Source organism: Brachybacterium ginsengisoli, assembly GCF_002407065.1.
GTDB lineage: Bacteria > Actinomycetota > Actinomycetes > Actinomycetales > Dermabacteraceae > Brachybacterium > Brachybacterium ginsengisoli.
Map to the genome: position 1 here is coordinate 1,354,858 of NZ_CP023564.1, position 24,888 is coordinate 1,379,745.

The 24,888-nt window shown below is 71.7% G+C and carries 21 protein-coding genes; 11 read left to right on the forward strand and 10 right to left on the reverse strand.

The features are described 5' to 3' along the window. Positions 1-127 precede the first annotated feature (127 nt). From CFK41_RS05990 to sdhC, 4 genes are all read right to left on the reverse strand, one after another. Entirely contained in the window at positions 128-889 is a 762-nt protein-coding gene (locus tag CFK41_RS05990) for a succinate dehydrogenase iron-sulfur subunit (RefSeq protein ID WP_096798838.1), read from the reverse strand. Further along, positions 889-2,664: a succinate dehydrogenase flavoprotein subunit gene (gene sdhA / locus CFK41_RS05995; protein ID WP_096798839.1), complete on the reverse strand. Its 1,776-nt coding sequence runs from the start codon at positions 2,662-2,664 to the stop codon at positions 889-891. The genes CFK41_RS05990 and sdhA overlap by 1 nt, the downstream gene beginning before the upstream one ends. 73 nt (positions 2,665-2,737) lie before the next feature. Beyond that, complete coding sequence (gene sdhD / locus CFK41_RS06000) at positions 2,738-3,193, reverse strand: succinate dehydrogenase, hydrophobic membrane anchor protein (RefSeq protein ID WP_096800961.1); 456 nt, start codon at positions 3,191-3,193, stop codon at positions 2,738-2,740. 5 nt (positions 3,194-3,198) lie between these two features. Further along, complete coding sequence (sdhC, locus tag CFK41_RS06005) at positions 3,199-3,576, reverse strand: succinate dehydrogenase, cytochrome b556 subunit (protein ID WP_096798840.1); 378 nt, start codon at positions 3,574-3,576, stop codon at positions 3,199-3,201. A gap of 276 nt (positions 3,577-3,852) precedes the next feature. Here sdhC and CFK41_RS06010 point away from each other — a divergent pair, with 276 nt between their 5' ends. The 8 genes from CFK41_RS06010 to CFK41_RS06045 all read left to right on the forward strand — a co-directional run bounded on the left by CFK41_RS06010 (position 3,853) and on the right by CFK41_RS06045 (position 14,003). Further along, positions 3,853-5,010 carry a mannose-1-phosphate guanylyltransferase gene (locus CFK41_RS06010; protein ID WP_096798841.1) on the forward strand — a complete coding sequence of 386 codons (1,158 nt, stop codon included), beginning with the start codon at positions 3,853-3,855 and terminating at the stop codon, positions 5,008-5,010. 91 nt (positions 5,011-5,101) lie between these two features. Continuing rightward, positions 5,102-6,343, forward strand: coding sequence for a M20 family metallopeptidase (locus tag CFK41_RS06015; RefSeq protein WP_096798842.1), 1,242 nt, complete (start codon positions 5,102-5,104; stop codon positions 6,341-6,343). Positions 6,344-6,549: 206 nt separating this feature from the next. Then, positions 6,550-7,665 (forward strand): BMP family lipoprotein, encoded by a 1,116-nt coding sequence (locus CFK41_RS06020; protein ID WP_096798843.1) that lies wholly within the window; start codon positions 6,550-6,552, stop codon positions 7,663-7,665. A 125-nt stretch (positions 7,666-7,790) separates the two neighbouring features. Then, complete coding sequence (locus CFK41_RS06025) at positions 7,791-9,362, forward strand: ABC transporter ATP-binding protein (RefSeq protein ID WP_096798844.1); 1,572 nt, start codon at positions 7,791-7,793, stop codon at positions 9,360-9,362. Continuing rightward, positions 9,359-10,897: an ABC transporter permease gene (locus CFK41_RS06030; protein WP_096798845.1), complete on the forward strand. Its 1,539-nt coding sequence runs from the start codon at positions 9,359-9,361 to the stop codon at positions 10,895-10,897. The genes CFK41_RS06025 and CFK41_RS06030 overlap by 4 nt, the downstream gene beginning before the upstream one ends. Next, the gene (locus CFK41_RS06035) at positions 10,894-12,237 is read left to right on the forward strand and encodes an ABC transporter permease (protein ID WP_096798846.1); all 1,344 of its coding nucleotides are present in this window, start codon (positions 10,894-10,896) and stop codon (positions 12,235-12,237) included. The genes CFK41_RS06030 and CFK41_RS06035 overlap by 4 nt, the downstream gene beginning before the upstream one ends. Before the next feature lie 8 nt (positions 12,238-12,245). After that, positions 12,246-12,677, forward strand: a complete 432-nt coding sequence (locus tag CFK41_RS06040) for a cytidine deaminase (protein WP_096798847.1) — start codon at positions 12,246-12,248, stop codon at positions 12,675-12,677. An 18-nt stretch (positions 12,678-12,695) separates the two neighbouring features. Then, positions 12,696-14,003 carry a thymidine phosphorylase gene (locus CFK41_RS06045; RefSeq protein ID WP_096798848.1) on the forward strand — a complete coding sequence of 436 codons (1,308 nt, stop codon included), beginning with the start codon at positions 12,696-12,698 and terminating at the stop codon, positions 14,001-14,003. 33 nt (positions 14,004-14,036) lie between these two features. On the opposite strand, the gene CFK41_RS18040 is transcribed toward CFK41_RS06045, so the two are convergent. From CFK41_RS18040 to CFK41_RS06065, 4 genes are all read right to left on the reverse strand, one after another. Next, positions 14,037-15,164, reverse strand: a complete 1,128-nt coding sequence (locus tag CFK41_RS18040; protein ID WP_227873224.1) for an NUDIX domain-containing protein — start codon at positions 15,162-15,164, stop codon at positions 14,037-14,039. Positions 15,165-15,194: 30 nt separating this feature from the next. Beyond that, the gene (locus CFK41_RS06055; RefSeq protein ID WP_096798849.1) at positions 15,195-16,205 is read right to left on the reverse strand and encodes an L-idonate 5-dehydrogenase; all 1,011 of its coding nucleotides are present in this window, start codon (positions 16,203-16,205) and stop codon (positions 15,195-15,197) included. A 46-nt stretch (positions 16,206-16,251) separates the two neighbouring features. Next, complete coding sequence (locus CFK41_RS06060; protein WP_096798850.1) at positions 16,252-17,037, reverse strand: FadR/GntR family transcriptional regulator; 786 nt, start codon at positions 17,035-17,037, stop codon at positions 16,252-16,254. A gap of 78 nt (positions 17,038-17,115) precedes the next feature. Next, entirely contained in the window at positions 17,116-18,552 is a 1,437-nt protein-coding gene (locus tag CFK41_RS06065) for an Nramp family divalent metal transporter (protein WP_096798851.1), read from the reverse strand. Positions 18,553-18,734: 182 nt separating this feature from the next. Between CFK41_RS06065 and deoC the strand changes: the two genes are divergently transcribed. Together deoC and CFK41_RS06075 are read left to right on the forward strand one after the other, a co-directional pair. Next, the gene (gene deoC / locus CFK41_RS06070; protein WP_096798852.1) at positions 18,735-19,400 is read left to right on the forward strand and encodes a deoxyribose-phosphate aldolase; all 666 of its coding nucleotides are present in this window, start codon (positions 18,735-18,737) and stop codon (positions 19,398-19,400) included. Positions 19,401-19,403: 3 nt separating this feature from the next. After that, entirely contained in the window at positions 19,404-20,558 is a 1,155-nt protein-coding gene (locus CFK41_RS06075; protein ID WP_096798853.1) for a DUF2330 domain-containing protein, read from the forward strand. Positions 20,559-20,664: 106 nt separating this feature from the next. On the opposite strand, the gene CFK41_RS06080 is transcribed toward CFK41_RS06075, so the two are convergent. Both CFK41_RS06080 and CFK41_RS06085 read right to left on the reverse strand, forming a co-directional pair. Then, the gene (locus tag CFK41_RS06080) at positions 20,665-22,374 is read right to left on the reverse strand and encodes a phospho-sugar mutase (RefSeq protein WP_151904690.1); all 1,710 of its coding nucleotides are present in this window, start codon (positions 22,372-22,374) and stop codon (positions 20,665-20,667) included. 2 nt (positions 22,375-22,376) lie between these two features. Further along, on the reverse strand, positions 22,377-23,234 hold the full coding sequence (locus tag CFK41_RS06085) for a purine-nucleoside phosphorylase (protein WP_096800963.1): 858 nt from the start codon (positions 23,232-23,234) through the stop codon (positions 22,377-22,379). Between the two features lie 150 nt (positions 23,235-23,384). Here CFK41_RS06085 and CFK41_RS06090 point away from each other — a divergent pair, with 150 nt between their 5' ends. Next, on the forward strand, positions 23,385-24,851 hold the full coding sequence (locus CFK41_RS06090) for an NAD(P)H-quinone dehydrogenase (protein WP_227873225.1): 1,467 nt from the start codon (positions 23,385-23,387) through the stop codon (positions 24,849-24,851). The last annotated feature ends 37 nt before the right edge of the window (positions 24,852-24,888 follow it).

Consider the following 24,888-nt stretch of genomic DNA (forward strand, 5'->3'; position numbering starts at 1 on the left):
CGTGACGATCCCTGTGCGGGATCGCGCGGGGCACCGCAGACGACGAGGACCGATGCTCCCTGCGGAGCATCGGTCCTCGTCGTGCCGTGCGGTCATCGGCCCGTGCGCGGGACGACGACCGGATCGATCAGATGCGGCCGGTGAGCACGGCCTGCTTGACCTCGGCGATCGCCTTGGTCACCTGGATGCCGCGCGGGCAGGCCTCGGTGCAGTTGAAGGTGGTGCGGCAGCGCCACACACCCTCCTTGGAGTTCAGGATCTCCAGGCGCTGCTCGCCGGCATCATCGCGCGAGTCGAAGATGAAGCGGTGCGCGTTGACGATCGCGGCCGGGCCGAAGTACTGCCCATCGGTCCAGAACACCGGGCACGAGGAGGTGCACGCGGCGCACAGGATGCACTTGGTCGTGTCGTCGTAGCGCTCGCGCTGCTCCGCGGACTGCAGACGCTCCTTGCTCGGCTCCTGACCACCGGCGACCAGGAAGGGCATGACCTCCTTGTAGGAGTCGAAGAACGGCTCCATGTCGACGATCAGGTCCTTCTCGACCGGCAGGCCCTTGATGGGCTCGACGGTGATCGGCTTCTTGATGTCGAGGTCCTTCAGCAGCGTCTTGCAGGCCAGACGGTTGCGGCCGTTGATCCGCATGGCGTCGGAGCCGCACACGCCGTGGGCGCAGGAGCGACGGAAGGTCAGCGAGCCGTCCTGGTGCCACTTGATCTCGTGGAGCGCGTCCAGCACACGGTCGGTGCCGTGCATCGTGACGGTGAACTCCTCCCAGCGGGCACCCTTCTCGCTGTCCGGGTCGAAGCGCGAGATGCGCAGGGTGACCTCGAACGAGGGGACCTCGCCTGCGCCGGCGTCGGCCTGGGGCTTCTCAGCGACGGCAGTCATCAGAAGGTACGCTCCTTGGGCTCGTAGCGGGTGATCACGACGGGCTTGGTGCCCAGGCGGATCGGGGTTCCCTCGACGCCGTCCTCACCCGGCAGGGTGCGGTAGGCCATGGTGTGCTCGAGGAAGTTGACGTCGTCGCGCTTCTCGAAGTCCTCGCGGAAGTGACCGCCGCGGGACTCCTTGCGGTGCAGAGCGCCGAGCGCCACGATCTCCGCGAGGTCCAGGAGGAAGCCCAGCTCCACGGCCTCCATGAGGTCGAGGTTGTAGCGGCGACCCTTGTCCTGGATGGCCACGGTCTCGTAGCGCTTCTTGAGCTCGGTGATCCCGGCCAGGGCGCGACGGCAGGTCTCATCGGTGCGGAACACCTGGACGTTGGCGTCCATGAGCTCCTGCAGCTCGAGACGGATGTCGGCGATCCGATCCTCGGTGGCGGGACGGTCGCGCAGACGCTGCAGCAGCTCCACGGTGGGGAGCTCGACGTCCTCGGACAGCTCCGGCAGGTCCACGGTCGCGGCGTACTCCGCGGCGGCGATGCCGGCGCGGCGGCCGAACACGTTGATGTCGAGCAGCGAGTTGGTGCCCAGGCGGTTGCCGCCGTGCACCGAGACGCAGGCGGTCTCGCCCGCGGCGTACATCCCCGGGATCACGTCGGTCTCGTTGCGCAGCACCTCGCCCTTGATGTTCGTGGGGATGCCGCCCATGCCGTAGTGCGCGGTGGGGAAGACCGGGATCGGGTCCGTGTACGGCTCGACGCCCAGGTATGTGCGGGCGAACTCGGTGATGTCCGGCAGCTTCGCATCGATGTGCGAGGGCTCCAGGTGGGTGAGGTCCAGGAAGACGTAGTCCTTCTTGGGCCCGGCGCCGCGGCCCTCGCGCACCTCGTTGGCCATGGCGCGCGCCACGACGTCGCGCGGGGCGAGGTCCTTCAGCGTCGGGGCGTAGCGCTCCATGAAGCGCTCCATGTCGCAGTTGCGGAGGATCGCTCCCTCGCCGCGAGCCGCCTCGGAGAGCAGGATGCCCAGCCCGGCCAGGCCCGTCGGGTGGAACTGGAAGAACTCCATGTCCTCCAGCGGGATGCCGCGGCGGAAGGCCATCGCGGGGCCGTCGCCGGTGAGGGTGTGGGCGTTGGAGGTGGTCTTGAAGATCTTCCCGAAGCCGCCGGAGGCGAACACCACGGACTTCGCACGGAAGACGTGGATCTCGCCGGTGGCCAGCTCGTAGGTGACCACGCCGGAGGCCCGCACGCCCTCGTCGCTGCGGGGGTCGCCGGTCATCAGCACATCGAGCACGTAGTACTCGTTGAAGAACTCCACCTCCTGCTTGACGCAGTTCTGGTAGAGGGTCTGCAGGATCATGTGGCCGGTGCGGTCCGCGGCGTAGCAGGAGCGGCGCACGGGCGCCTCGCCGTGGTCACGGGTGTGACCGCCGAAGCGGCGCTGGTCGATCTTGCCCTCGGGCGTGCGGTTGAACGGCAGCCCCATCTTCTCGAGGTCGAGGACCGCGTCGATGGCCTCCTTGGCCATGACCTCCGCGGCGTCCTGGTCGACGAGGTAGTCGCCGCCCTTGACGGTGTCGTAGGTGTGCCACTCCCAGTTGTCGTCCTCGACGTTGGCGAGGGCGGCGCACATGCCGCCCTGGGCCGCGCCGGTGTGGGAGCGCGTGGGGTAGAGCTTGGTGACGACCGCGGTGCGTGCGCTCTTGGAGGACTCCAGGGCTGCGCGCATGCCGGCGCCGCCGGCTCCGATGATCACCACGTCGTAGTTATGGGTCTGCATGTCGGGTGACTGCTCCGTTTCGGGTCGACCGGGAAGTGGGGTGGGACGGCCGCTCCGCGGCCGTCCGGGGGCGTCAGCCCTCGCAGAAGGAGGGCAGGAGGCTGGGCTCGGCGCCGGTGGGGCACGGGTCGAAGGTGAAGATCACCAGGGTCCCGAGGATGATAGTGACGACCACGGCGACGTAGAGCAGGCCCTTGAGGACGAGGCGGAGACGGTCGTTCCGGGCGTAGTCGTTGATGATCGTGCGCACGCCGTTGCCGCCGTGGATCAGGCCGAGCCACAGCATGAGCAGGTCCCAGACCTGCCAGAACGGGTTGGCCCACTTGCCGCCCACGAAGGCGAAGTCGATGCCCTTGACGCCGAGGCCGAGCCAGAGGTTCACGAAGAGGTGGCCGAACACGAGGATGACCAGCAGCACGCCGGAGGCGCGCATGAACATCCACGAGAGCATCTCGGCGTTCACGCCGCGCTGGCCGCGGCGACGGTAGCGGGTGCTCGGATCAGGGATCGAGGTGGTGGAGGTCGACATCGTGATCACGCTCCGAACATGTGCATGAGGTGGCGGGGGAGGAAGCCGGCCATGAGGACGACCCACAGGACCACGACACCCCAGAACAGGCCGCGCTGGTGCTTGGTGCCCTGGGACCAGAAGTCCACCAGGATGATGCGCAGGCCGTTGAGGGCATGGAAGAGGATCGCGCCGACGAGGCCGACCTCGCCGAGGCCGAACACCACTGTCTTGTAGTGCCCGATCACCTCGTTGTAGGCCTCGGGGGAGACGCGGACGAGAGCGGTGTCCAGGACGTGCACCAGCAGGAACAGGAAGATGAGCATTCCTGAGATGCGGTGGGCGACCCAGGACCACATGCCCTCGCGACCGCGATAGAGCGTCCCGGATTGGGCGGAAGCCACGGAGTTCCTCCAGAAGCGTCGGGATGGCGCCGGGAACGGTGAGGAGATGCCGTGGCGTGCGGCCAGCCGACCGCCGGAACGACGCTCCGGACGGCGATCGCGCCGTGGACCGCCCACGAGCGGGCATTTCACGACACGGCGACATCATCATCGCCCCCGACAGGGGCCTCTTCAGCGTAGCACCAGGCAGGGGCTGTGCCGTGCGTCGGCGGCCGAGTCCTGACGGTCGTCCTCGGGCCCCGCCCCGACCGCCTCGGGCATGGCTACGCTGGGCCGATGCCCGCCTCTCCCTTCGTGCCCGTGATCCCCGCCGGCGGCGCCGGGACCCGACTGTGGCCGCTCTCACGCCGCTCCCGCCCGAAATTCCTGTTGGATCTGACCGGCGACGGGCGCTCCCTCCTCCAGAGCACCGTGGAGCGGCTCCTGCCCCTGGCCGACCATCCGCCGATCGTGGTGACCGGCGTCGATCACGAGGAGTCGGTGCGGGAGCAGCTGGCGGAAGTGGGGAGCGCACATGTGGTGCCGGAGCCCTCGCCCCGCAACTCCATGCCCGCCATCGCCCTGGCCGCGGCGCTCGTCGAGCGGGAGCACCCTGAGGCCGTGATCGGCTCCTTCGCCGCCGACCATCTGATCGGGGACCATGAGGCCTTCCTCCGCGCCGTGGGCATCGCGCGTCGCGCCGCGGAGGGCGGAGACCTGGTGACCCTCGGGATCGCCCCGACCCATCCCGCGACCGGTTTCGGGTACATCGAGCAGGGCGCTCCCGACGGCGCCGATGGCGCGAGCGCCGAGCTCCCCTCCGGCGCCCATCGCGTGGTCCGCTTCGTCGAGAAGCCCGACCGCGAGCGCGCCGAGGAGTTCCTGGCCTCCGGCCGCTTCCTGTGGAACGCCGGGATGTTCGTGGTCCGGGCCTCGGTGCTGCTGGACGAGCTGGCGGTGCAGATCCCCTCCCTGGCCGCCGGGGTCCGGGAGATCGCGGCGGCGCACGGCACCGCGCAGCACCAGGAGGTGCTCGAGAGGATCTGGCCCCGGCTCACCTCGATCGCCATCGATCATGCGCTCGCCGAGCCGCTCGCCGCGGACGGCAAGGTCGTCGTGGTGCCCGCGGACCTCGGCTGGGATGACGTGGGCGACTTCGCCGCGCTCGCCCGTCAGCTGCGCGAGCACCGGAAGGCGGCGGAGTCGAGCGAGGGGGAGGAGACGGTGCCGGATGCCGGTGATGTCCGCGTGCTGGGAAGCGTCAGGGTCGATGCCGTCTCCTCGCGGGCGACGGTGTACGGTGCCACGGATCGCCTCATCGCCCTGGTCGGGCTGGACGGCATCAGCATCGTCGACACCGAGGACGCGCTGCTGGTGCTCGCCGACGAACAGGCGCAGGACCTCTCGGTGCTCGTCGCCCGCCTCGAGCGGCACGGGCTGGGCCACCTGCGCTGACGTCGACCGCCCGCAGCGGCCACCGCAGGGGCGTCGGCCCTCGACGGATCCCGCGAGCGGCCGTGTCGAGCCGATGCAGGGGAGTGCCACAGTGGAGCAGTCGCAGCAGGTCCTGCTGGGAACCGCGGAGCAGCGGTCGATGCTGGGGCCGACGGGTCTGATCGCGAGGACGATCCGCGAGTCGGAGGATGCGCTGCGCGAGGTGCGTCGGCATCTGCACCGTCACCCCGAGCTCTCCCATCAGGAGCATGCGACCACCGACTTCATCGACGCGCATCTGCGTGGTCTCGGGCTCACGCCCCGCCGCATGGCGAACACCGGGCTGATCTGCGACATCCCCGGCTCCGACCCCGCGCTCGAGCTGATGGCGCTGCGTGCGGACATGGATGCGCTGGGCATCCCCGAGCTGAGCACCGTCGGCTTCCGCTCGACGGTCGAGGGCGTCTCCCACGCGTGCGGCCACGATGTCCATATGAGCGCGGTCCTGGGCGCGGCGACGGCTCTGGTCCGAGTCGCCGACGCCGGAGGTCTGCGCCGCGGGGTGCGTCTGGTGTTCCAGCCCGCCGAGGAGCAGCATCCCTGCGGCGCGCTCGAGCTGATCGGGCAGGACGTCCTCACCGGGGTCGACTCGATCCTCGCCCTGCACTGCGATCCCGGGGTGGACGTGGGCCATGTGGGCCTGAAGTCCGGCCCGATCACCTCGGCCACCGATCCGGTGAAGGTCCAGGTGCGCGGCGCGGGCGGACACACCTCGCGCCCCCACCTGACCCAGGACCTCGTCTACGCGCTCGGCTCCATCGCGACCCAGCTCCCGGCCGCGCTGAACCGTCGGATGGATCCGCGCTCCGGCGTGAACCTGACCTGGGGCAGCATCCACGCGGGCTCGGCGTTCAACGCGATCCCCAGCAGCGGCACCCTCGAGGGGACCCTGCGCTGCCTCGACCACGAGGCATGGGACCAGGCCGAGGAGCTGCTCGAGACGATCCTGGCGGACCTGGTGCGGCCCTGGGGCGTCGAGGCGCGGGTGACCCACGACCGCGGTGTGCCGCCGGTGTCCAACTCCCGCTCGAGCGTCGACGTGCTCGCCGCCGCCGTGCAGGGCGTCCTCGGCCACGACAAGCTCGACCCCACCGCGCAGTCCCTGGGCGGGGAGGACTTCGCCTGGTACCTCGAGAAGGTGCCCGGAGCCCTCGCACGCCTCGGCACCCGCACCCCGGGCGGCCGCACCTACGACCTGCACATGGGTGATCTGATGATCGACGAGCGGGCGATCGGCATCGGCGCCTCCGTGCTCGCCGCGGCGTGCGTCCAAAGGGATCTGCTGCCGGTCTGATCGCCCGAGGGCCGTTCCGGGAAGGGTGACGGGTTCGCCGGTCGTTCACGGCGGCGACATCCGCGCGACGATTTCATAACGGTTCACGGACGAATCCGCGAGTGCGTCTCAGAACCGACCTCCCGGCGCTACTCTCCGAGTGACCGTGACGTGGCCTCGCCCGAGTCCCGGGCGCGTCCGGACCCCCCTTTCCTCGGAGGAAATACATGAAGACCATCTCGCGTGCGATCGCCCTCTCTGGCGCCGGCATCCTCACCCTGGCAGCCTGCGGCGCCCCGCCGGAGGAGGCTCCTGCCGCCGGGGGCAGCGACGGCGGCGGCGCCACCTCGGACTTCAAGGCCTGCATGGTCTCGGACTCCGGCGGCTTCGACGACAAGTCCTTCAACGAGTCCGGTTCCAACGGGCTCGCGGCGGCCGAGGAGGCGCTGAAGATCGAGACCGCGAAGGCCGAGTCCACGGACCCGGCGCAGTTCGCGACCAACATCGACAACCTCATCGGCCAGGACTGCGACCTCGTCTTCACGGTCGGCTTCCTCCTCGCCCCCGCCACCGGCGACGCGGGCAAGGCCAACCCGGACACCGAGTTCGCGATCATCGACTCGACGGCGCAGGACGCCGACGGCAACGCGATCGAGGTCGACAACGTCAAGCCGCTCTCCTTCGACACCGCGCAGGCCGCCTACCTGGCCGGCTACGTCGCCGCAGGCACCTCGAAGACCGGGAAGGTCGCCACCTACGGCGGCATCCAGATCCCGACCGTCACCATCTTCATGGACGGCTTCGCGGACGGCGTGGCGAAGTACAACGAGGTCCACAAGACCGACGTGCAGCTCATGGGCTGGGACAAGAAGACCCAGAAGGGCTCCTTCACCGGCGACTTCGAGGACCAGTCCAAGGGCAAGGCCCTCTCGGACACCTTCTACTCGCAGGGCGCTGACATCGTCATGCCGGTGGCCGGTCCGGTCGGCTCGGGCACCCTCGCCTCCGCCAAGGAGGCCGACGGCCGCTACGTGATCTGGGTCGACACCGACGGCTTCGAGTCCGTGGGCGACGATGCCGCCAAGCCGCTCATCCTCACCTCGGTCATGAAGGGCATCGCCCCCGCCGTCGAGGATGTCGCCACGGCCGCCGCCGAGGGCAGCTTCGAGAACTCCCCGTACGTCGGAACTCTCGAGAACGAGGGCGTGGGCCTGGCCCCGTACCACGACATGGACGGAGAGGTCTCCGACGAGCTCAAGGGCGAGGTCGACCAGCTCAAGAAGGACATCATCGACGGCAAGATCGTCGTCGAGTCCGACGCCTCCCCGCAGAACCTCGGCTGATCCAGCCTCTTTCTGCGCACGCCGCCGCCCCCGCCGAGCCTCCTCGGCGGGGGCGGTAGCATCGCCCACGCGGGCGCGGCACCGACCGGTGCCGCCCGCACTGACACCCGACGGAGAGAGCAGGCGTGAAGCTCGAGCTCAGAGGGATCACGAAGGTATTCGGCACCTTCGTGGCCAACGACGCGATCGACCTCGTGGTCGAACCCGGTGAGATCCACTCCCTCCTGGGGGAGAACGGCGCGGGCAAGTCCACGCTGATGAACGTGCTGTACGGCCTCTACCGGCCCGACGGCGGGCAGATCCTCCTGGACGGCGCCCCCGTGCACTTCAGCGGCCCCGGCGACGCGATGCGGGCCGGCATCGGCATGGTCCACCAGCACTTCATGCTGGTGCCGCCGTTCACGGTCGCCGAGAACGTCATGCTCGGCAACGAGCCCGGCAGTCTCGGCTTCCTCGACCTCGCGACCGCGCGCCGCACGGTCCGGGAGCTGTCCGCGCGCTTCAACTTCGAGATCGACCCCGACGCCGTCGTCGAGGACCTCCCGGTGGGCGCCCAGCAGCGGGTCGAGATCATCAAGGCGCTCTCGCGCCAGGCGAAGGTGCTGGTGCTCGACGAGCCCACGGCTGTGCTCACCCCGCATGAGACCGACGAGCTGATGGCGATCATGCGTCAGCTGCGGGACGAGGGCACTTCGATCGTGTTCATCACCCATAAGCTGCGCGAGGTCAAGGCGGTCGCCGACCGCATCACCGTGATCCGCCGCGGGCGCATCGTGGGGACCGCGGAGCCGTCGGCCGATCAGACCGAGCTGGCGTCCCTCATGGTGGGCCGCTCCGTCGCGCTCGACCTCGACAAGGCCCCTGCCGACCCCGGCGAGGTGGCCCTGCAGGTGAAGGGTCTGGGCGTCACCGATGCGGACGGGATCGTGCTGCTCGACGACGTCGACCTCGATGTCCATCACGGCGAGGTGCTGGGCGTGGCCGGCGTGCAGGGCAACGGGCAGACCGAGCTCACCGAGGCCCTGCTGGGCCTGCAGAGCGGTGTGCGCGGCTCGATCCTGCTCGAGGGGAAGGAGCTGGTGGGGCGCAGCACCCGCCAGATCCTCGACGCGGGCGTGGGCTTCGTGCCCGAGGACCGCACCCACGACGCGCTGGTCGCCGACTTCTCCGTCGCGGAGAACCTGGTGCTGGACCAGCACCATCGCGCGCCCTTCGCCTCCGGCGTCATGCTCCGCCCCGGCGCGATCCGTCAGCGCGCGACCGCAGAGGTCGCGGAGTTCGACGTGCGCACCGGGTCGATCGACGATGCCGTGTCCACCCTCTCCGGCGGCAACCAGCAGAAGGTCGTCATGGCCCGCGCGCTGGGCCGCGACCTCTCCCTGTTCATCGCCTCCCAGCCCACCCGCGGCGTGGACGTGGGCTCGATCGAGTTCCTCCACCGCCGCATCGTCGCCGAGCGCGACAAGGGCACCCCGGTGGTCATCGTCTCGACCGAGCTGGACGAGGTCATCCAGCTCTCGGACCGGATCGCGGTGATGTACCGCGGCGGGATCCTCGGCGTGGTCCCCGCGGACGAGGACCGTGACGTGCTGGGCCTGATGATGGCGGGCTACACCCTGGAGGCCGCGCGCGAGGCGGTCGCCGCCGGTGCCCGCACCTCCGACAGCATCCTCGCCGACGAAGGAGACATCGTATGAGCGCCCCGAGCGACGGCCAGGCTCCCGCGGTCGCCCCCGGCACCGCCGTCCAGCCGGGCGATCCCGGCACCCCGGGCTCCGAGGCCGCCTCCCGCGGCGCCGGCCCGGTCCTGCAGCAGATCGCCCGCAGCAACGTGCTGGTGGTGGTCCTCGCCTTCGTCTTCGCGTTCATCGTCGGATCCGCGCTGATCCTCGTCTCCGACACCGGCGTCCGCGAGGCGGCCGGATACTTCTTCGGCCGACCGGCGGACACCTTCCGCGCCGGCTGGCAGGCGATCACCGAGGCCTATGCGGCGATGTTCCGCGGCAGCGTCTTCGACTACCAGGGTGCGGGGAAAGTCGCCGACGACATCCGCGAGCGGGGCGGCAGCGGGCTGTACCTGCTGGGCCCCGCGTTCCTGCGCGGCATCAAGCCGCTGATGGAGACCCTCACGGTCGCGACCCCGCTGATCATCGCCGCGACCGGAATGGCCGTCTCCTTCCGCTCGGGACTGTTCAACATCGGCGGCACCGGCCAGCTGATCGTGGGCGCGACCGCCGCGGGCTACGTGGGCTTCGCGGTCGACCTGCCCGTGGTCGTCCACCTGCTCGCCTGCATCGCGGCGGCGATCGTCGCGGGCGGTCTGTACGGCGGGATCGCCGGCTTCCTCAAGGCCCGCTTCGGCGCCAGCGAGGTCATCACCACGATCATGCTGAACTGGATCGCGACCTATGCGCTCGCGTTCGCGCTGACCACCTCCGCCTTCACCGGTGCGAACAAGGCCCAGCCCACCTCGCCGTCGATCGGCGCCGACGCCCGGCTCCCGCTGCTCGCGGGGGACCAGTACCGACTGCACCTGGGCCTGCTCATCGCCCTCCTGGCCGTGGTGTTCCTGTGGTGGCTGATGAGCCGCTCCACCCTGGGCTTCCGCTTCCGCGCCGTGGGCTCGAACCCCCGCGCCGCGGAGGTCGCCGGCATCGACGTGGGTCGCAGCGCGATCGGCGTGATGGTCGTCGCGGGCGCCCTGGTGGGCCTCGCGGGCGGCGTGCACGTGCTGGGCACGGAGCAGCGCCTGACCGGCTCGATCGCCGGCTCGATCGGCTTCGACGCGATCACCGTGGCGCTGCTGGGCCGCTCCGGCCCCGTGGGCATCCTGCTGGCCGGCATCCTGTTCGCGGGGCTGTCCACCGGCGGGCGCTTCATGGAGTCCGCTCAGGGCGTGCCGATCGACCTGGTCCAGGTGATCCAGGCTCTCGTGGTGCTGTTCATCGCCGCACCTCCGCTGGTGCGCTTCCTGGTGGGTCTCGGCGGCGTGGACCGTCCCCGCGCACCGCGACGTCCGCGCCGCGGAGCGGCCGAGAGCACCCACGCCGCGACCCTCGCCTCGGCCGACGCCGCGGCGATGGCGTCCGCCGAAGGACCCGCCGTGCCGCGCGAGGGTGTCCACCGGGCACCGGTGGACGCCCCGGATCCTGCCGATCCCGACGGTCCACCGGGCGCCGCTGATCCCGTTCGGCCCGCCGATCCCGACTCCTCGAAGGGGGAGAGCGCATGAGCACGTCCGTCCAGGACCCGACGCCGTCCACGGCCGACGCTCCCGTCGTCCCCGTGCACACCTCGGAGCGCCTGCGCTCCTGGTGGCATCTCCCCACCGCGCTCACGGCCCTCTCGGTGCTGGCGCTGCTGGTCTTCGCGCTGAGCTCCCCGGGCGCCGACTCCACGACCTTCCGCCTCGCGACGGAGGGGGATCTGAACCCCGGCGGCATCGTCCCCGAGGACCTGACCCTGCCCTCCCGCATCCTCGCGCTCGTGCTCGCCCTGGCCTGTCTGGCCATCGCCGGCGTGCTGTGGTGGTCCGCGGCGATGATGCGCCCGCTCGGCCGACGGGGCCGCCCCGCCCTCGTGGCCGCCTTCGGACTCCTGTGGGTGCTGGCCTTCCTGGACTGGGCCTTCCACGGCGCGACCGTCGACGTGGGCGCGATGCTGCAGACGATGATGCTGCTCGCGGTGCCGCTCGCCTTCGGCGCCCTCTCCGGCGTGCTCTCCGAGCGCTCCGGCGTCATCAACATCGCCATCGAGGGCCAGCTCCTCATGGGCGCCTTCGGCGCGGTGCTGGTGGGCTCGATGGTGGGCAGCCCGTGGGTGGGCCTGCTCGCCGCGCCGGTCATGTCCCTGCTGATCGGTGTGCTGCTGGCGCTGTTCGCCGTCGGCTACCGGGTGCAGCAGATCATCATCGGGGTGGTCCTGAACGTCTTCGCGATCGGTCTGACGAGCTTCTTCTTCGGCACCGTCATGAAGCAGAACCCGCAGATGTTCAACCAGCCCCTGCGGCTGCCCACGCTGCGGATCCCGGTGCTCGCGGACCTGCCGGTGATCGGCCGGGTGCTCTTCGAGCAGAACATCCTGGTGTACCTCATGTGGATCATCGTCGCGGTGCTCACGGTGGCGCTGTTCCGCACCCGCTGGGGCCTGCGCGTCCGTGCCGTCGGCGAGCATCCCCGCGCCGCGGACACGGTGGGCATCGACGTCAACCGCACCCGCTGGGGGAACGTGCTGCTGGGCTCCGCCGTAGCGGGCCTGGGCGGTGCCACCCTCACCATCGGCACGGGCGTCGCCTTCGGCGAGGAGATGAGCGCGGGCAAGGGCTACATCGCCCTGGCCGCGATGATCCTGGGCCGCTACCACCCGGTGGGCGCCCTCGGTGCAGCGCTCCTGTTCGCCTTCACCGACGCGCTCCAGCTGCGCCTGGGCACCCTGCCGGCGGGCAGCGGCGCCGGCATCCCCAGCCAGTTCCTGCTCATGCTCCCGTACATCGTCACCCTGTTCGCGGTGGCCGGTGTCGTGGGCCGGGTGCGGGTCCCGGCCGCCAACGGCGTCCCCTACGTGAAGCAGTGAGCGCCGCGATGAACCGCACCGAGGAGAGGGAGCCCGCCGAGTTCTCGGAGCTGCTCGGCATCGCCCGGGAGATCGCCGAGCGGGCCTACACCCCGTACTCGCACTTCCGGGTGGGCGCCGCGGCGCTCACCGCCGACGGTCGCCTGGTGCGCGGCTGCAACGTGGAGAACGCCGGCTACGGCGTCACCCTCTGCGCCGAGTGCGGACTGATCAGCGAGCTCGTCGCCGGCGGCGGCGGGACGCTGACGCGCTTCGTCTGCGTGGGCGGGGACGAGAGCCTCGCCCGCGACGAGCGGCCGGTGGTCATGCCCTGCGGCCGCTGCCGTCAGCTGCTCTCCGAGCACGCCGCCCCCGACCTGGTGGTGCTCACCCCCGAGGGCCCGCGCAGCATCGAGCAGGTGCTCCCGCAGGCCTTCGGGCCCGCCGACCTCACCCCCTGACCTTCCGAGGAGAACCCCATGACCTCCACCGCCCCCGCGGTCGAGCCCTTCGACGTCGTCGACGTCATCCGGACCAAGCGTGACGGCGGCCGCCTCGAGGACGGCCAGATCGACTGGGTGATCGACGCCTACACCCGCGGCGTCGTCGCCGAGGAGCAGATGGCGGCGCTCGCCATGGCGATCTTCCTGCGCGGCATGGAGCGGCCCGAGATCGCCCGCTGGACCGCGGCGATGATCGCCAGCGGCGAGCGGATGGACTTCTCCGCCCTGTCCAAGCCCACCACCGACAAGCATTCCACCGGCGGCGTGGGCGACAAGATCACCCTGCCGCTGGCTCCGCTGGTGGCCTCGTTCGGGGTCGCCGTCCCGCAGCTGTCGGGGCGCGGGCTCGGCCACACCGGCGGCACGCTGGACAAGCTCGAGGCGATCCCCGGCTGGCGCGCGGCGCTGTCCAACGAGGAGATGATGGCGCAGCTGGAGAGCGCCGGCGCCGTGATCTGCGCGGCCGGCTCGGGCCTCGCTCCGGCGGACAAGAAGCTCTACGCCCTGCGCGACGTCACCGGGACGGTCGAGGCGATCCCGCTGATCGCCTCCTCGATCATGTCCAAGAAGATCGCCGAGGGCACCGCTGCGCTGACCCTCGACGTGAAGACCGGCGCGGGTGCCTTCATGAAGGACGAGGCCGACGCGCGCGAGCTCGCGCGCACCATGGTCGAGCTCGGCACCGATGCCGGGGTGCGCACCGTCGCCCTGCTCACCGACATGTCCGCCCCGCTGGGTCGCACGGCCGGCAACGGCCTCGAGGTGCGCGAGTCCCTGGAGGTGCTCGCCGGCGGCGGCCCGGCCGATGTGGTCGAGCTGACCTGCGCCCTGGCCCGGGAGATGCTCGCCGCCTCCGGCGTGCACGACGCCGACGTGGAGGCCGCGCTCGCCGACGGCCGTGCGATGGACTCCTGGCGCGCCATGATCTCCGCACAGGGCGGGGACGTGGACGCCCCGCTGCCCACGGCGAAGCACGTCGAGGAGGTCCGCGCCACCGAGGACGGCGTGGTCACGGGCCTGGACGCGATGGGCGTGGGCGTCGCCGCCTGGCGGCTGGGTGCGGGCCGCTCCCGCCCGGGCGAGGCCGTGCAGGCCGCCGCCGGCGTCGAGATCGAGAAGCACCTGGGGGACGAGGTCCGCGCCGGCGACGTGCTCGCCCGGCTGCACACCGACACCCCCGAGCGGGTCGCGCGAGCGGTCGAGGCGATCGAGGGCTCCTGGAGCCTCGGCGCACCCGGCACCCGACTCGGCGACCGTCGCATCGTCATGGACCGCATCGCCTGAGCCTTCCCGCAGGACACGGAGGGCCGGACGGGATCATCCCGTCCGGCCCTCCGCGTCCTCGCCGTCCGCTGCGCGCTGCCGGGCCTCCTGCAGACGTAGGGCCGGGAGGATGTGCTCGACCATCAGCGGGGCGAGGCGCCCGGCGCCCTGCCGGGCCTCCTGCTCCAGCGGGATCCACCGATGCTCGGCGAGCTCGGCCCGGACCGCGAGCGGCTCGGGCAGCGGCCGACGGCTGACGAAGACCTCGGCGTGCACCACGGTCCCGGGCTCGTTCGCCGCCACGGCCTCGAAGACGCCGAGCTCCTCGAGGTCGGCGCTCCGCAGCCGGACCCCGATCTCCTCGTCGACCTCGCGCACCGCTGCCTCGCGGGCGCTCTCCTCGCCGTCGAGCTTGCCGCCCACCTGCATCCAGGAGCCGGTGCCGTGCTTGCGCACGCAGAGCAGCTCGGTGCGATGGCCGGCCCCGGGTGCTGCCTCCCGCAGGAAGCACACCGCTGCGATCCGCAGCCGCTGCGGAGTCGCGGAGACCACACGGGAGTACCGCTCCGCCTCGGCGTGGGCGGTCAGCTCGCGCATCCGGCGCACCGCCGCGCGCAGGCCGAGGGGTAGCAGACCCGAGCCCACCCAGCCCTCCATGTCGGCGCGCTGCTGACGGGCCAGGGCGGTGCCGCGCTGCAGCAGGATCGGCACGGACTTGCGGTGCTCCCGGAGGTCGCGCACGAGGCGGAGGCCGAACACGACGGGCACGGGCCGATCCAGCACGATCGCCTCCGCCAGCAGCCCGGCGGCGGCGAGAGGGGCGATCAGCTCGGCCGCGAAGATCCCCTCGGCGATCAGCAGGGGAGCGTCCCCGGCCTCGAGGCGGGTGCTGCCGGTGCGACGTGACTGCGCGATCGAGTAGGTGGGGATCTCGGCGACCCCGTCGTGCGCCAGGGCCGTGAGCGCGGCCAGCGCCGCTCCGGCGTCCCACGAGGCCGGGTGGTCCCAGTCCGTGATCCCGAAGCGGCGGGGGAGCGAGGGATCGTCGCCGTCCCGGTAGAAGTCGTCCAGGTTCAGGGACGGCACTCCCGCGCGGCGGGACACCACTCCCTTCCCGCTCCCCGAGGGGCCGGTGAGCAGGACGATGCGGCGAGGGGATCCGGGCGGCGGCGGGGTGGTCACGGAGGACCATTCTACGGTCGCCCCGGCGGCTCAGCCGATGCGCAGCACCACCTTGCTGCTGGTGGGATCCGACACCTGCGCGGTAAAGGCCGCGGCGGCCTGCTCGAGGTCGAGGACGTGGCTGATCACGTGCTCGGCGAGGTCGTCGGCGGCCAGCAGGGCCACCGCCTCCTCGATCTCGGAGACGAAGCGGTAGGTGCCCCGGTAGTCGATCTCCTTGGAGACGATCGGTCCGAGGGCGACCGAGACCGGGGTGGGCGGCAGATTGCCGACCTGCACCACCACCGAGGCGCGGGCGATCGAGGACAGGATCGCGTCCAGGGACGCCGGAGCGCCGGAGGCCTCGAAGGCGACGGTGACGGCGGGGTCCATGCCCTGCGCGCCCTCGAGCGCCTCATCGGCGCCCACCGCGAGGGCCCGCTCGCGCGCCGGGGCGGCGAGGTCCACGGCGGTGACGCGGTCGGCACCGGCGGCGCGGGCCGCCACGATCACGAGCAGCCCGATCGGCCCGCAGCCGGCGACCAGGACGTGCGCGCCCCGGACCTCGCCTGCGCGGCGCACCGCATGCATCGCGACGCCGAGCGGCTCGGCGAGCACGGCGCGGCGGGTGTCCAGACCCTCGGGGAGCGGGATCACCTGGTCGGCGTCCACCGTGATCACCTCGGCGAAGCCGCCGTCGGTGTGGGGATCCTGGGCCGCGGAGCCGAGATAGGTGAGATGCGGGTGGAGGTTGTCCCGTCCGGCCAGGCGCGCGGGGAGCGGACCGGTGGTGCGGGCGGGATGCACCGTGACGGGCTGCGACTCCTGCAGACCGGTCACCTCCGCGCCGACCGCCAGCACCCGACCGGACACCTCATGGCCGAGCACGAAGGGGTGGGACATGACGGCGGTGCCGGAGACGCCGCGCCGCCAATAGGCGATGTCGGAGCCGCAGATGCCGCCCCACTCGACCCGGATCTGCACCTGGTCGGGTCCGAGGTCGGGGACGGGACGGTCGACGACGCGGAGGTCCTCGACGCCATGGATCTCGAGTGCACGCACGGGGGAGCGGCCTTTCTGCTGGAGGTTCTGGGCGGTGAGCGGGTGGTCAGGAGGTGATCAGAGGGGCGGTCGTGAAGTTCTCGACGGAGCGCATGTGGTGCTCCATCGCGGCCGCGGCGGCCTCCGGGTCGCCGGCGAGGATCGCATCGATGATCTGCAGATGGTCCTCGTGCTCGGAGCCGACGAGCCCGTGCAGGTCGCGTTCGGCGCGGACATCCTGCATGGCGCGGAACAGAGGGACGCTCACCGCCTCGAGCAGGCCGTGCAGGGCCCGGTTGCCGCTGAGGCGGGCGATCTCCTGGTGCAGCTGGAGGTCCAGCTGCGGGTACAGCTCGGAGTCCTGCAGGGAGTCGTCGAGTCGGGCCCGCAGCTGCTGCAGCGCCGCCCGCTCCTCGGCTCCGTCCTCGCCGGATGCGGCGAGGCCCTCCGCGGCTCGGCGCGCGGCCCGCACCTCGAGCGGCCCGCGCAGGTCCATGAGGGTCGAGAAGCTGTCGCTGCGGGACTCCCCGAGGGCGCGGGAGAGGTAGAAGCGCACGAGGTGGGGATCCAGGGGACGGACCGTCGCGCTGCGGCCGTTGCTGACCTCGATGATGCCCAGCGCCGCGAGGGCGCTCAGGGCTTCGCGGACCACGGGGCGGGAGACGCCGAAGCGCTCGGCGAGTGCACCGGTGGACGGCAGCGGATCCCCGGCCGCGAGGTGCTCCCGGTCGATGAGCTCCAGCACGGCTTTCCGGGCGCGGTCCGCCAGGGACTCCCGCTCGATCGTCCCTCCGGTTCCGGCGGGGGAGGAGGAGGCGAGGTAGTTCCAGGCGGTGGCGCCGAGGTCGTCCATGGGGAAGCTCCTGAGGGGATGATCCTGAGGGGGATGAGGCGACGGTGCCCGGGCCGGGGGACCCGGGCACCGAAGGGGTCAGAACGAGTTGATCAGGCCGTAGATGCCGACGAAGGTGATGGCGACCGCCGAGATCCACAGCATCACCATGGTGGGCACCCCGTCGCGGATCCGCGGGTCCGTCTGCGTGTAGGAGAGGTACAGGGTGGCGACCGCCGCGCCGATGAGGAAGATCGCGTTCAGGATCCCGGCGATGATCACCAGCGCGAGCGGCGAGGAGATCGCGGTGCCCAGCACGCCCCACACGATCGGCAGGACGATCATGATGACCCGCTGCCAGCGGATGCGCGTCTTCTGGTCGCTCCAGTCGTAGGCGCCGAAGATCGCGAGGGTGTGCCCCACCTGGCGGCCCAGGCTCGGCACGTTCGCGAGGATCGTCTTGAACAGGGCCAGGCCCGCTCCGATGAGGAAGAGCACCGCGCCCCAGCGGCCCACGGCCGAGTCGAAGATGGACGAGATCGTCACCATGACCTCGTTGCCCTCGGGGACCAGCCCCTGGGGGTGCAGGACGGCCGCGCCGAGAATGTAGAAGGCCGCGGTGGAGACGGTGTAGATGACCCAGGAGACCCAGGCGTCGACCTTCATCACGGAGATCCACCCGCGGGCGCGGGAGATCCAGCCCTCGGTGCCGTCGTTCGGGCCGGTCCAGGCGGCGTAGCCCTTCTCGACCACCCAGTAGGTGTAGGCGGTGGTCTCTCCGGCGCCGACGCCGGTCATGCCGAACATCGCCAGCGCGACGCCGAAGGCGCCCGCCGCGATCTGGAAGCGCATGCCCTCGCCGAGGTCGCCGAGCGTCCAGGCGAACTCGGTGCCGCCGAGGAGGAACACCATGGTGATGGCGAAGGCCGTCACCAGCAGCACCAGCACCGTGGAGATGTTCTCGACGACCGCGTAGCGGTTGGCGACGTGGATCGCGATGGCGACGACCACCAGGATCGCCACCCAGACGCCGATCGAGAGCAGCGAGTAGGGGTCCGGGCCGATCGGGAACAGGGTGCTGAAGGCGAAGGCGGAGGCGCTGATGACGCCTGCCTGGCCGATGAAGAACTGCAGGAACATGAACAGCACGAGCCAGGAGATCCATCCGCGACCGGCGATCCGCGGGGGCACGTCGTCGTAGCCGTCCAGGGCCACGCGGCCGGTGGAGATGGACCAGCGGGCCAGCTCGATCTGCACCCACACCTTGAGGAAGGTGGAGACCAGCACGAGCCACAGGAGCATGAAGCCCACCTGGGCTCCGAGGGCGGTCGCGGTGAGCAGCTCGCCCGAGCCGACGACGGCGGCGGAGGTGATCATGCCCGGGCCGAGGAAGCGCAGCTTGCCGCGCAGCGTGCGGGGCGGCTCGGTGGTCTGGGTGCCGTCGATCAGGTACGGATCGACATCGGCCGAGAGGGTGGCGGACTGCGGGGCGCTCGAGGCCGGGGAGGCGCTCTGCGGGGGAGTGGGCGTCGACATCGACAGATCTCCTGGCAGGTGGGATGGGATGGTCGCTGCGCTGCGGGACCTGCATGCTCCCTCGCACCGACGACAGCAACCTATCATATAGGCAGAGAGGTGGGCTCACGGTGTCCGCGCCCCGCCCGTCGGACGCCGCCGATCGCCGTGCGAGCAGGGCGGCGACGTGCGAAAATCGGACCATGAACTCTTCGGACCCCTCGGCCCTCGCGGGCCTCATCGACCACACCCTGCTCAAGCCCGAGGCCACCGCCGCGGATGTCGCCGCGCTGGTGCGCGAGGCGGAGGAGCTGGGGACCTACTCGATCTGCGTCTCCCCCTCGATGCTGCCCGTGCAGACCACCGTGAAGGTCGCGACCGTCTGCGGCTTCCCCTCCGGCCAGCACGCCCCGGAGGTCAAGGCCTTCGAGGCCCGCGACTCGGCGACCAAGGGCGCCGACGAGGTCGACATGGTCCTCAATGTCGGGCTCGCGCGCGCCGGCGAGTACGACGCCGTCGAGCACGAGATCCGCACGGTGCGCGACGCGGCCCCGTCGCCCGTCGTGCTCAAGGTGATCATCGAGTCCGCGGCGCTGGACGACGAGCAGATCGTCGCCGTCTGCCAGGCCGCCGAGCGCGCCGGGGCGGACTTCGTGAAGACCTCCACCGGCTTCCATCCCGCCGGAGGCGCGACCGAGCACGTCGTGGCCCTCATGCGCCGCACCGTCGGCGACCGCCTCGGCGTCAAGGCCTCCGGGGGCATCCGCACCCGCGAGGCGGCCGAGGCGATGGTCGCCGCGGGCGCCAGCCGTCTGGGCCTCTCCTCCTCGAGGGCGATCCTCGAGGGCGGCACCGGCACCGGCTACTGAGCCATGGGAGCCACGAGGCCCGCGAGGGAAGTTGCGCGACGCCGCTCCCTCCGCGCGCTGCTCGCGGGGCTCGTGCTCCTCGCCCAGGTCGCTCTCGGCGCCGCCTCCCCGGCGGCGGCCTGCGGCTGCGGCGGCTTCGTGGACCCGCTCGGCGACGGGCACGATGCGAACGTCCTCGAGGAGACGGCGGTGCTCTCCCTGCGCGACGGGATGGAGACCATCGTCATGGGCCTCTCGCTCGACGCCGAGCGGGTCGGCTCGACACTGCTGATGCCCACCCCGACGGTGCCCGAGGTGACCGCCGGGAGCTCTGGCACCCTGCGTGAGATGGCCGCGGCGACCGCACCGCGCGAGAGGATCGAGTACGACATCTGGGGCTCGCTGGGCTTCGGGGCAGGTGGCGGACTCGGCGGTGCAGGCTCCGGGCCCCCCGGGAAAGCCACCGTCCACTCCCAGGAGCAGATCGGGAACTATGAGGTCGCCGTGCTCGGCGGCGACGCCGACGGCGTACGCACCTGGCTCGAGGAGAACGGCTACGCGCTGGCGGAGGACCTCTCCACCCTGATCGACCCGTACGCCGAGGACGGCTGGACCTTCACCGCGATCCGCTATGCCGAGGATGCTGTGCTCTCCGGGGACGTGGAGCCGCTCCGCTTCGACTTCGCGACCGACGAGCTCGTCTATCCGATGCGGTTCTCCCAGGCCGCCGAGACGGCGCAGAGGGTGCATCTCTACGTGCTCGCCGAGGATCCGGTGGGAGTGGAGCGCGGGACGAATGCGGCACTGCGCATCGACCGACCGTGGATCGGGTCGCCGACGGGCCTTGGCTGGCACTGGTCTGATGAGACCCTGCGCGAGATGGCCGGCGAGACCGCGGAACCGGGCACCTCGAGCGAGGAGCACCCCTACTACTGGACCGTCACCGAGCTCGAGATCTCGGGTGCGCCGGATTCCTTCACCGAAGACCTCGTCTTCGCGGAGGAGCCGTACACGGCGACGGTGATCCCCACTTACACCACCACGAGGACCGTGACCCTCGCGCACATCCCCGTCGGCTGGTACCTCGTGTTCGCGGGGGTGATCACGATCGCCGCGATCGTGGTCTCGGTGCTCTCCCTCCGCTCGGCGGCTCGCGCGCGGCGACGCGCCGCGGCCTGAGCGCGGGGCACGACCCCTCGGGGCGTTCGGGTCACGGAGCGTCCCCGCGCACGCCACATCGTGGGCGTGCCGCGATGATCGCATGGCGGGGATCCGGCGGCGCGGATCAGGCTGCGCCGAGCACCTTGCGCAGCTCGTCCTTGAGCGCCTCGAGGCGCTCGACGGCCTCCCGACGGATCGCACCGATCTGCGCCTCGGTCACTCCCTGAGGCAGCGCGGTGACCAGCTCGAGGTAGCACTTGAGCTTGGGCTCGGTGCCGGAGGGGCGCACCACCACGCGGGTGTCGTCCTCGCTGAGCAGCAGCACGCCCTCGGTGGGCGGGAGCCCGGTGGTCTCCACGGATCCCTCGGAGAGGTCCTGGTTCGTCGTCACCGGCGAGCCGAGCAGCGCCCCGGGCGGAGCGGCCCGCAGACGCTCCATCATCGCGCCGATGAGCGAGAGGTCCTCGACCCGGATCGACAGCTGCGCGGTGGAATGCAGACCGTGCTCCGCGGCCAGCTCGTCGAGCCGGCCGATCAGCGTGCTCCCCTCCGAGTGGGCGAGGGCCGCCATCTCGGCGACCATGAGCGCAGCGGAGAGGCCGTCCTTGTCGCGCACCACCTCGGGCAGCACGCAGTAGCCGATCGCCTCCTCGTAGCCGAAGACGACCCCCGGTGCGCGGGTGATCCATTTGAACCCGGTCAGCGTGGCCGCCTCCGGCTGCCCGGCGGCCTCTGCCACAGCGCCCAGCCAGCGGCTGGAGACGATCGACCGGGCCATCACGCCCTGATAGCCGTGCCGACGCATCAGGTGATCGCCCAGCAGCACGCCGAGCTCGTCACCGGTGAGCATCCGCCAGTCGCCGAGGTGCGGGTCCAGCACCGCGGCGGCGCAGCGATCGGCGTCGGGGTCGTTCGCGATCACGACGTCCGCCTCGAGGGTGCGGGCGAGCTCGAGGGCGAGGTCGATCGCGCCGGGCTCCTCGGGATTCGGGAAGGCGACGGTGGGGAAGTCGGGGTCGGGGTCGGCCTGCTTCGCGACGGGGTGCACCTCGCCGAAGCCGGTGCGGTGGAGCGCGGCCAGTGCGGTCTCGGTGCCCACGCCGTGCATCGCGGTATGCACGATCCGCACCTCGCGCGGCCCCTCCGGGTCCGGCAGCGCACAGATCCCGGCGAGGTAGTCCTCGCGCAGCTGCTCGCCGAGGAGCTGCACGTCGGTGCCGTCCACGGGGATCTCCCGCACGGGGCCGACGGCGGCGATGCGCGCCGCGATCTGCGCGTCCGAGGGCGGCACGATCTGCACCCCTCGTCCGTCGGGCTCGGCGGCGCGCGCCCCGAGGTAGACCTTGTAGCCGTTGTCCGCCGGCGGGTTGTGGGAGGCGGTCACCACGATGCCCGCGTCGGCCTCCAGGTGCCGCACCGCGAAGGCGACCAGCGGAGTGGGGCCGAAGCGATCCAGCAGGAGCACCTCGCAGCCCGCCGCCGCCATGATCTCCGCGGAGCGCCGGGCGAAGTCCTGCGAGTTGTAGCGGGCGTCGAAGCCGATGACCACCCGCGGGCGGTCCAGCCCCAGATCCTGCAGCAGATGATCCGCCAGCCCCCGCGCGGCACGGGAGACGACGGCGAGGTTCATCCGGTTCGGGCCGGGAGCCATCCTGCCGCGCAGCCCCGCGGTGCCGAACTGCAGATCGGCGGAGAACGCGTCGGCGATCTCGTCCTGTGCCGCGGCGCCTCCCTCCTCGGCCTGGGTGAGCAGGCCCTGGAGCGCGGACCGCGTCGCGGGGTCGGGATCGTCCTGGAGCCAGGACTCGGCGCGGGTGCGGAGCGCGGCGTCCATGCTCACGCCGAGGCGCCCGCGGTCGAGCCCGCCGCTTCGCCGGCGTCGACGATCCGTCGCACGGTCTCTGCCAGCAGGCGGGAGATGCGCGGGCCCGCCTCGCGACCGGCCTCGAGCACCTCCTCGTGGCTCAGCGCCTCACCGCTGATCCCCGCGGCGAGGTTGGTGACCAGCGAGATGCCCAGCAGATCCATCCCCGCCTCGCGGGCCGCGATCGCCTCGAGCGCGGTGGACATGCCCACCAGGTCCGCCCCGATGACCTTCGCCATCTGCACCTCGGCGGGGGTCTCGTAGCTCGGCCCGGAGAACTGCATGTACACGCCCTCGTCGAGGCTGCCGTCGACCTCGTGGGCGATCGCGCGCAGCGCCGGGGTGTAGAGATCGGTGAGATCCACGAAGTTCGCCCCGACCAGGGGAGTGGCACCGGTGAAGTTGATCTGGTCGCGGATCAGGACCGGCGTCCCGGGGGTCCAGGAGGGGGTGATCCCGCCGCAGCCGTTGGTGAGCACCATGGTCCGGGCGCCGGCCGCGGCGGCGGTGCGGATCCCGTGGACGACGGCGTCCACGCCCGCGCCCTCGTAGAAGTGGGTGCGCGCACCGAGCACGAGGACCCGCGCCTCTGTGCCCTCCACGCGGACCGAGCGCAGCGTGCCCACGTGCCCGGCGACCGCCGGCGGGCGGAAGCCGGGGATCGTGGTGGCATCTGCCTGCCAGACCGTCTCGCCGAGAAGGTCGGCGGCGCCGGACCACCCGGAGCCGAGCACCAGGGCGAGATCGTGGGCAGGGACCCCGCTGGCCTCGGCGATGGCGGCCGCGGCCTCGCGGGCGAGCTGGTACGGGTCAGGAGCGGAAGTCGTCATGGACCGAAGGTAGCGCAGACGAGCCGGTCGCGTGGCCGCCCCGCCGCGGTCCATGCGGTGCCGGCCGGCCGCTCCCGGCGGAGCTCACGTCGAGGCCGCGGGAACTGCAGGAACGGCCCCCGGGGGTGCGGGCTTTGCCACAATGGCAGGGTGACCGATCCCAGCACCGCCCTGCCCTCGGACCCGCGTCGTCTCCCCAGTGCGGGGGACCGCCCCAGAGTGGTCGTCATCGGCGGCGGTCCGGGCGGCTACGAGGCCGCGCTGACCGCGGCCCGGCACGGCGCCGAGACCGTCCTGGTCGAGGAGCGCGGCATAGGCGGCGCGGCGGTCATCACCGATGTGGTCCCCTCCAAGACCCTGATCGCCACCGCCGACGTGCTGGATCTGGTCGCCGGATCCCAGCAGCTCGGCATCCGCGACGCCGACAACGGCACCGCTCCCACCGCGCACTCCCTGAACGTGGACCTCGCCGCCGTGAACGCCCGGGTGCGGGAGCTCGCCGCCGCGCAGTCCGCCGACATCCGCGCGAGCCTCGCCGACGCCGGGGTGCGGGTCGTGGACGGGACCGGGCGGCTGGACGGTCCGGACCGCGTGGAGGTGCTCGACGCGGACGGGGCGCTTCGGGAGTCCCTCGAGGCCGACGTCCTGCTCCTCGCCGTCGGCGCGCGTCCGCGAGAGCTGGACAGCGCCCCCTGCGACGGGGAGCGCATCCTGAACTGGACGCAGCTGTACGACCTGGAGCAGCTGCCCGAGCACCTGATCGTGGTGGGATCCGGCGTGACGGGCGCCGAGTTCGCGAGCGCCTACCGGGCGCTGGGGAGCGAGGTCACCCTCGTCTCCTCCCGCGAGAAGGTGCTTCCGGGCACCGATGCGGAGGCCGCGGACGTGCTCGAGGACGCCTTCGCCCGACGCGGGGTCACCGTGCGCTCCCGGTCCCGCGCCGCCACCGCCCGACGGACAGAGGGCGGTGTGGTGGTGACTCTGACCAGCGGTGAGGAGATCACCGGCTCGCATGTGCTGATGGCCCTCGGCGGGATCCCCTGGACCGCGGATCTGGGGCTGGAGGGCGCCGGCGTGCGGGTGCGGGAGTCCGGCCACATCGAGACCGACCGCGTCTCGCGCACCTCGGTGCGGGGCGTCTACGCCGCGGGCGACTGCACCGGGGTGTATCCGCTGGCCTCGGTGGCGGCGATGCAGGGACGGATAGCGATGCACCATGCGCTCGGCGACGCCGTCTCGCCGCTGATCTCCGCCCAGGTCTCCTCAGCGATCTTCACCAGCCCGGAGATCGCCGTGGTCGGCGTGAGCGAGCAGGAGGTGCTCGGCGGCGAGGCGGCCGGCGAGGTGATGGTGCAGCGTCTGGACACGAACCCCCGCGCGAAGATGCAGGGCATCACCGAGGGCTTCGTGAAGCTCATCGTGCGCCCCGGCTCGCACACCGTGATCGGCGCCGTGGTGGTCGCGCCCCGGGCGAGCGAGCTGATCCTGCCGTACACCCTCGCGGTCGCCCATCGGCTGACCGCCGAGCAGGTGGCGGGGACCTTCACCGTCTACCCCTCGCTCACCGGCTCCCTGGCCGAGGTGGCGCGACAGCGGGCGCTCGCCCCGGAGAGCTGAGCGGGCCCGCTCCGACCGAGAAGATCGACGTCGACTG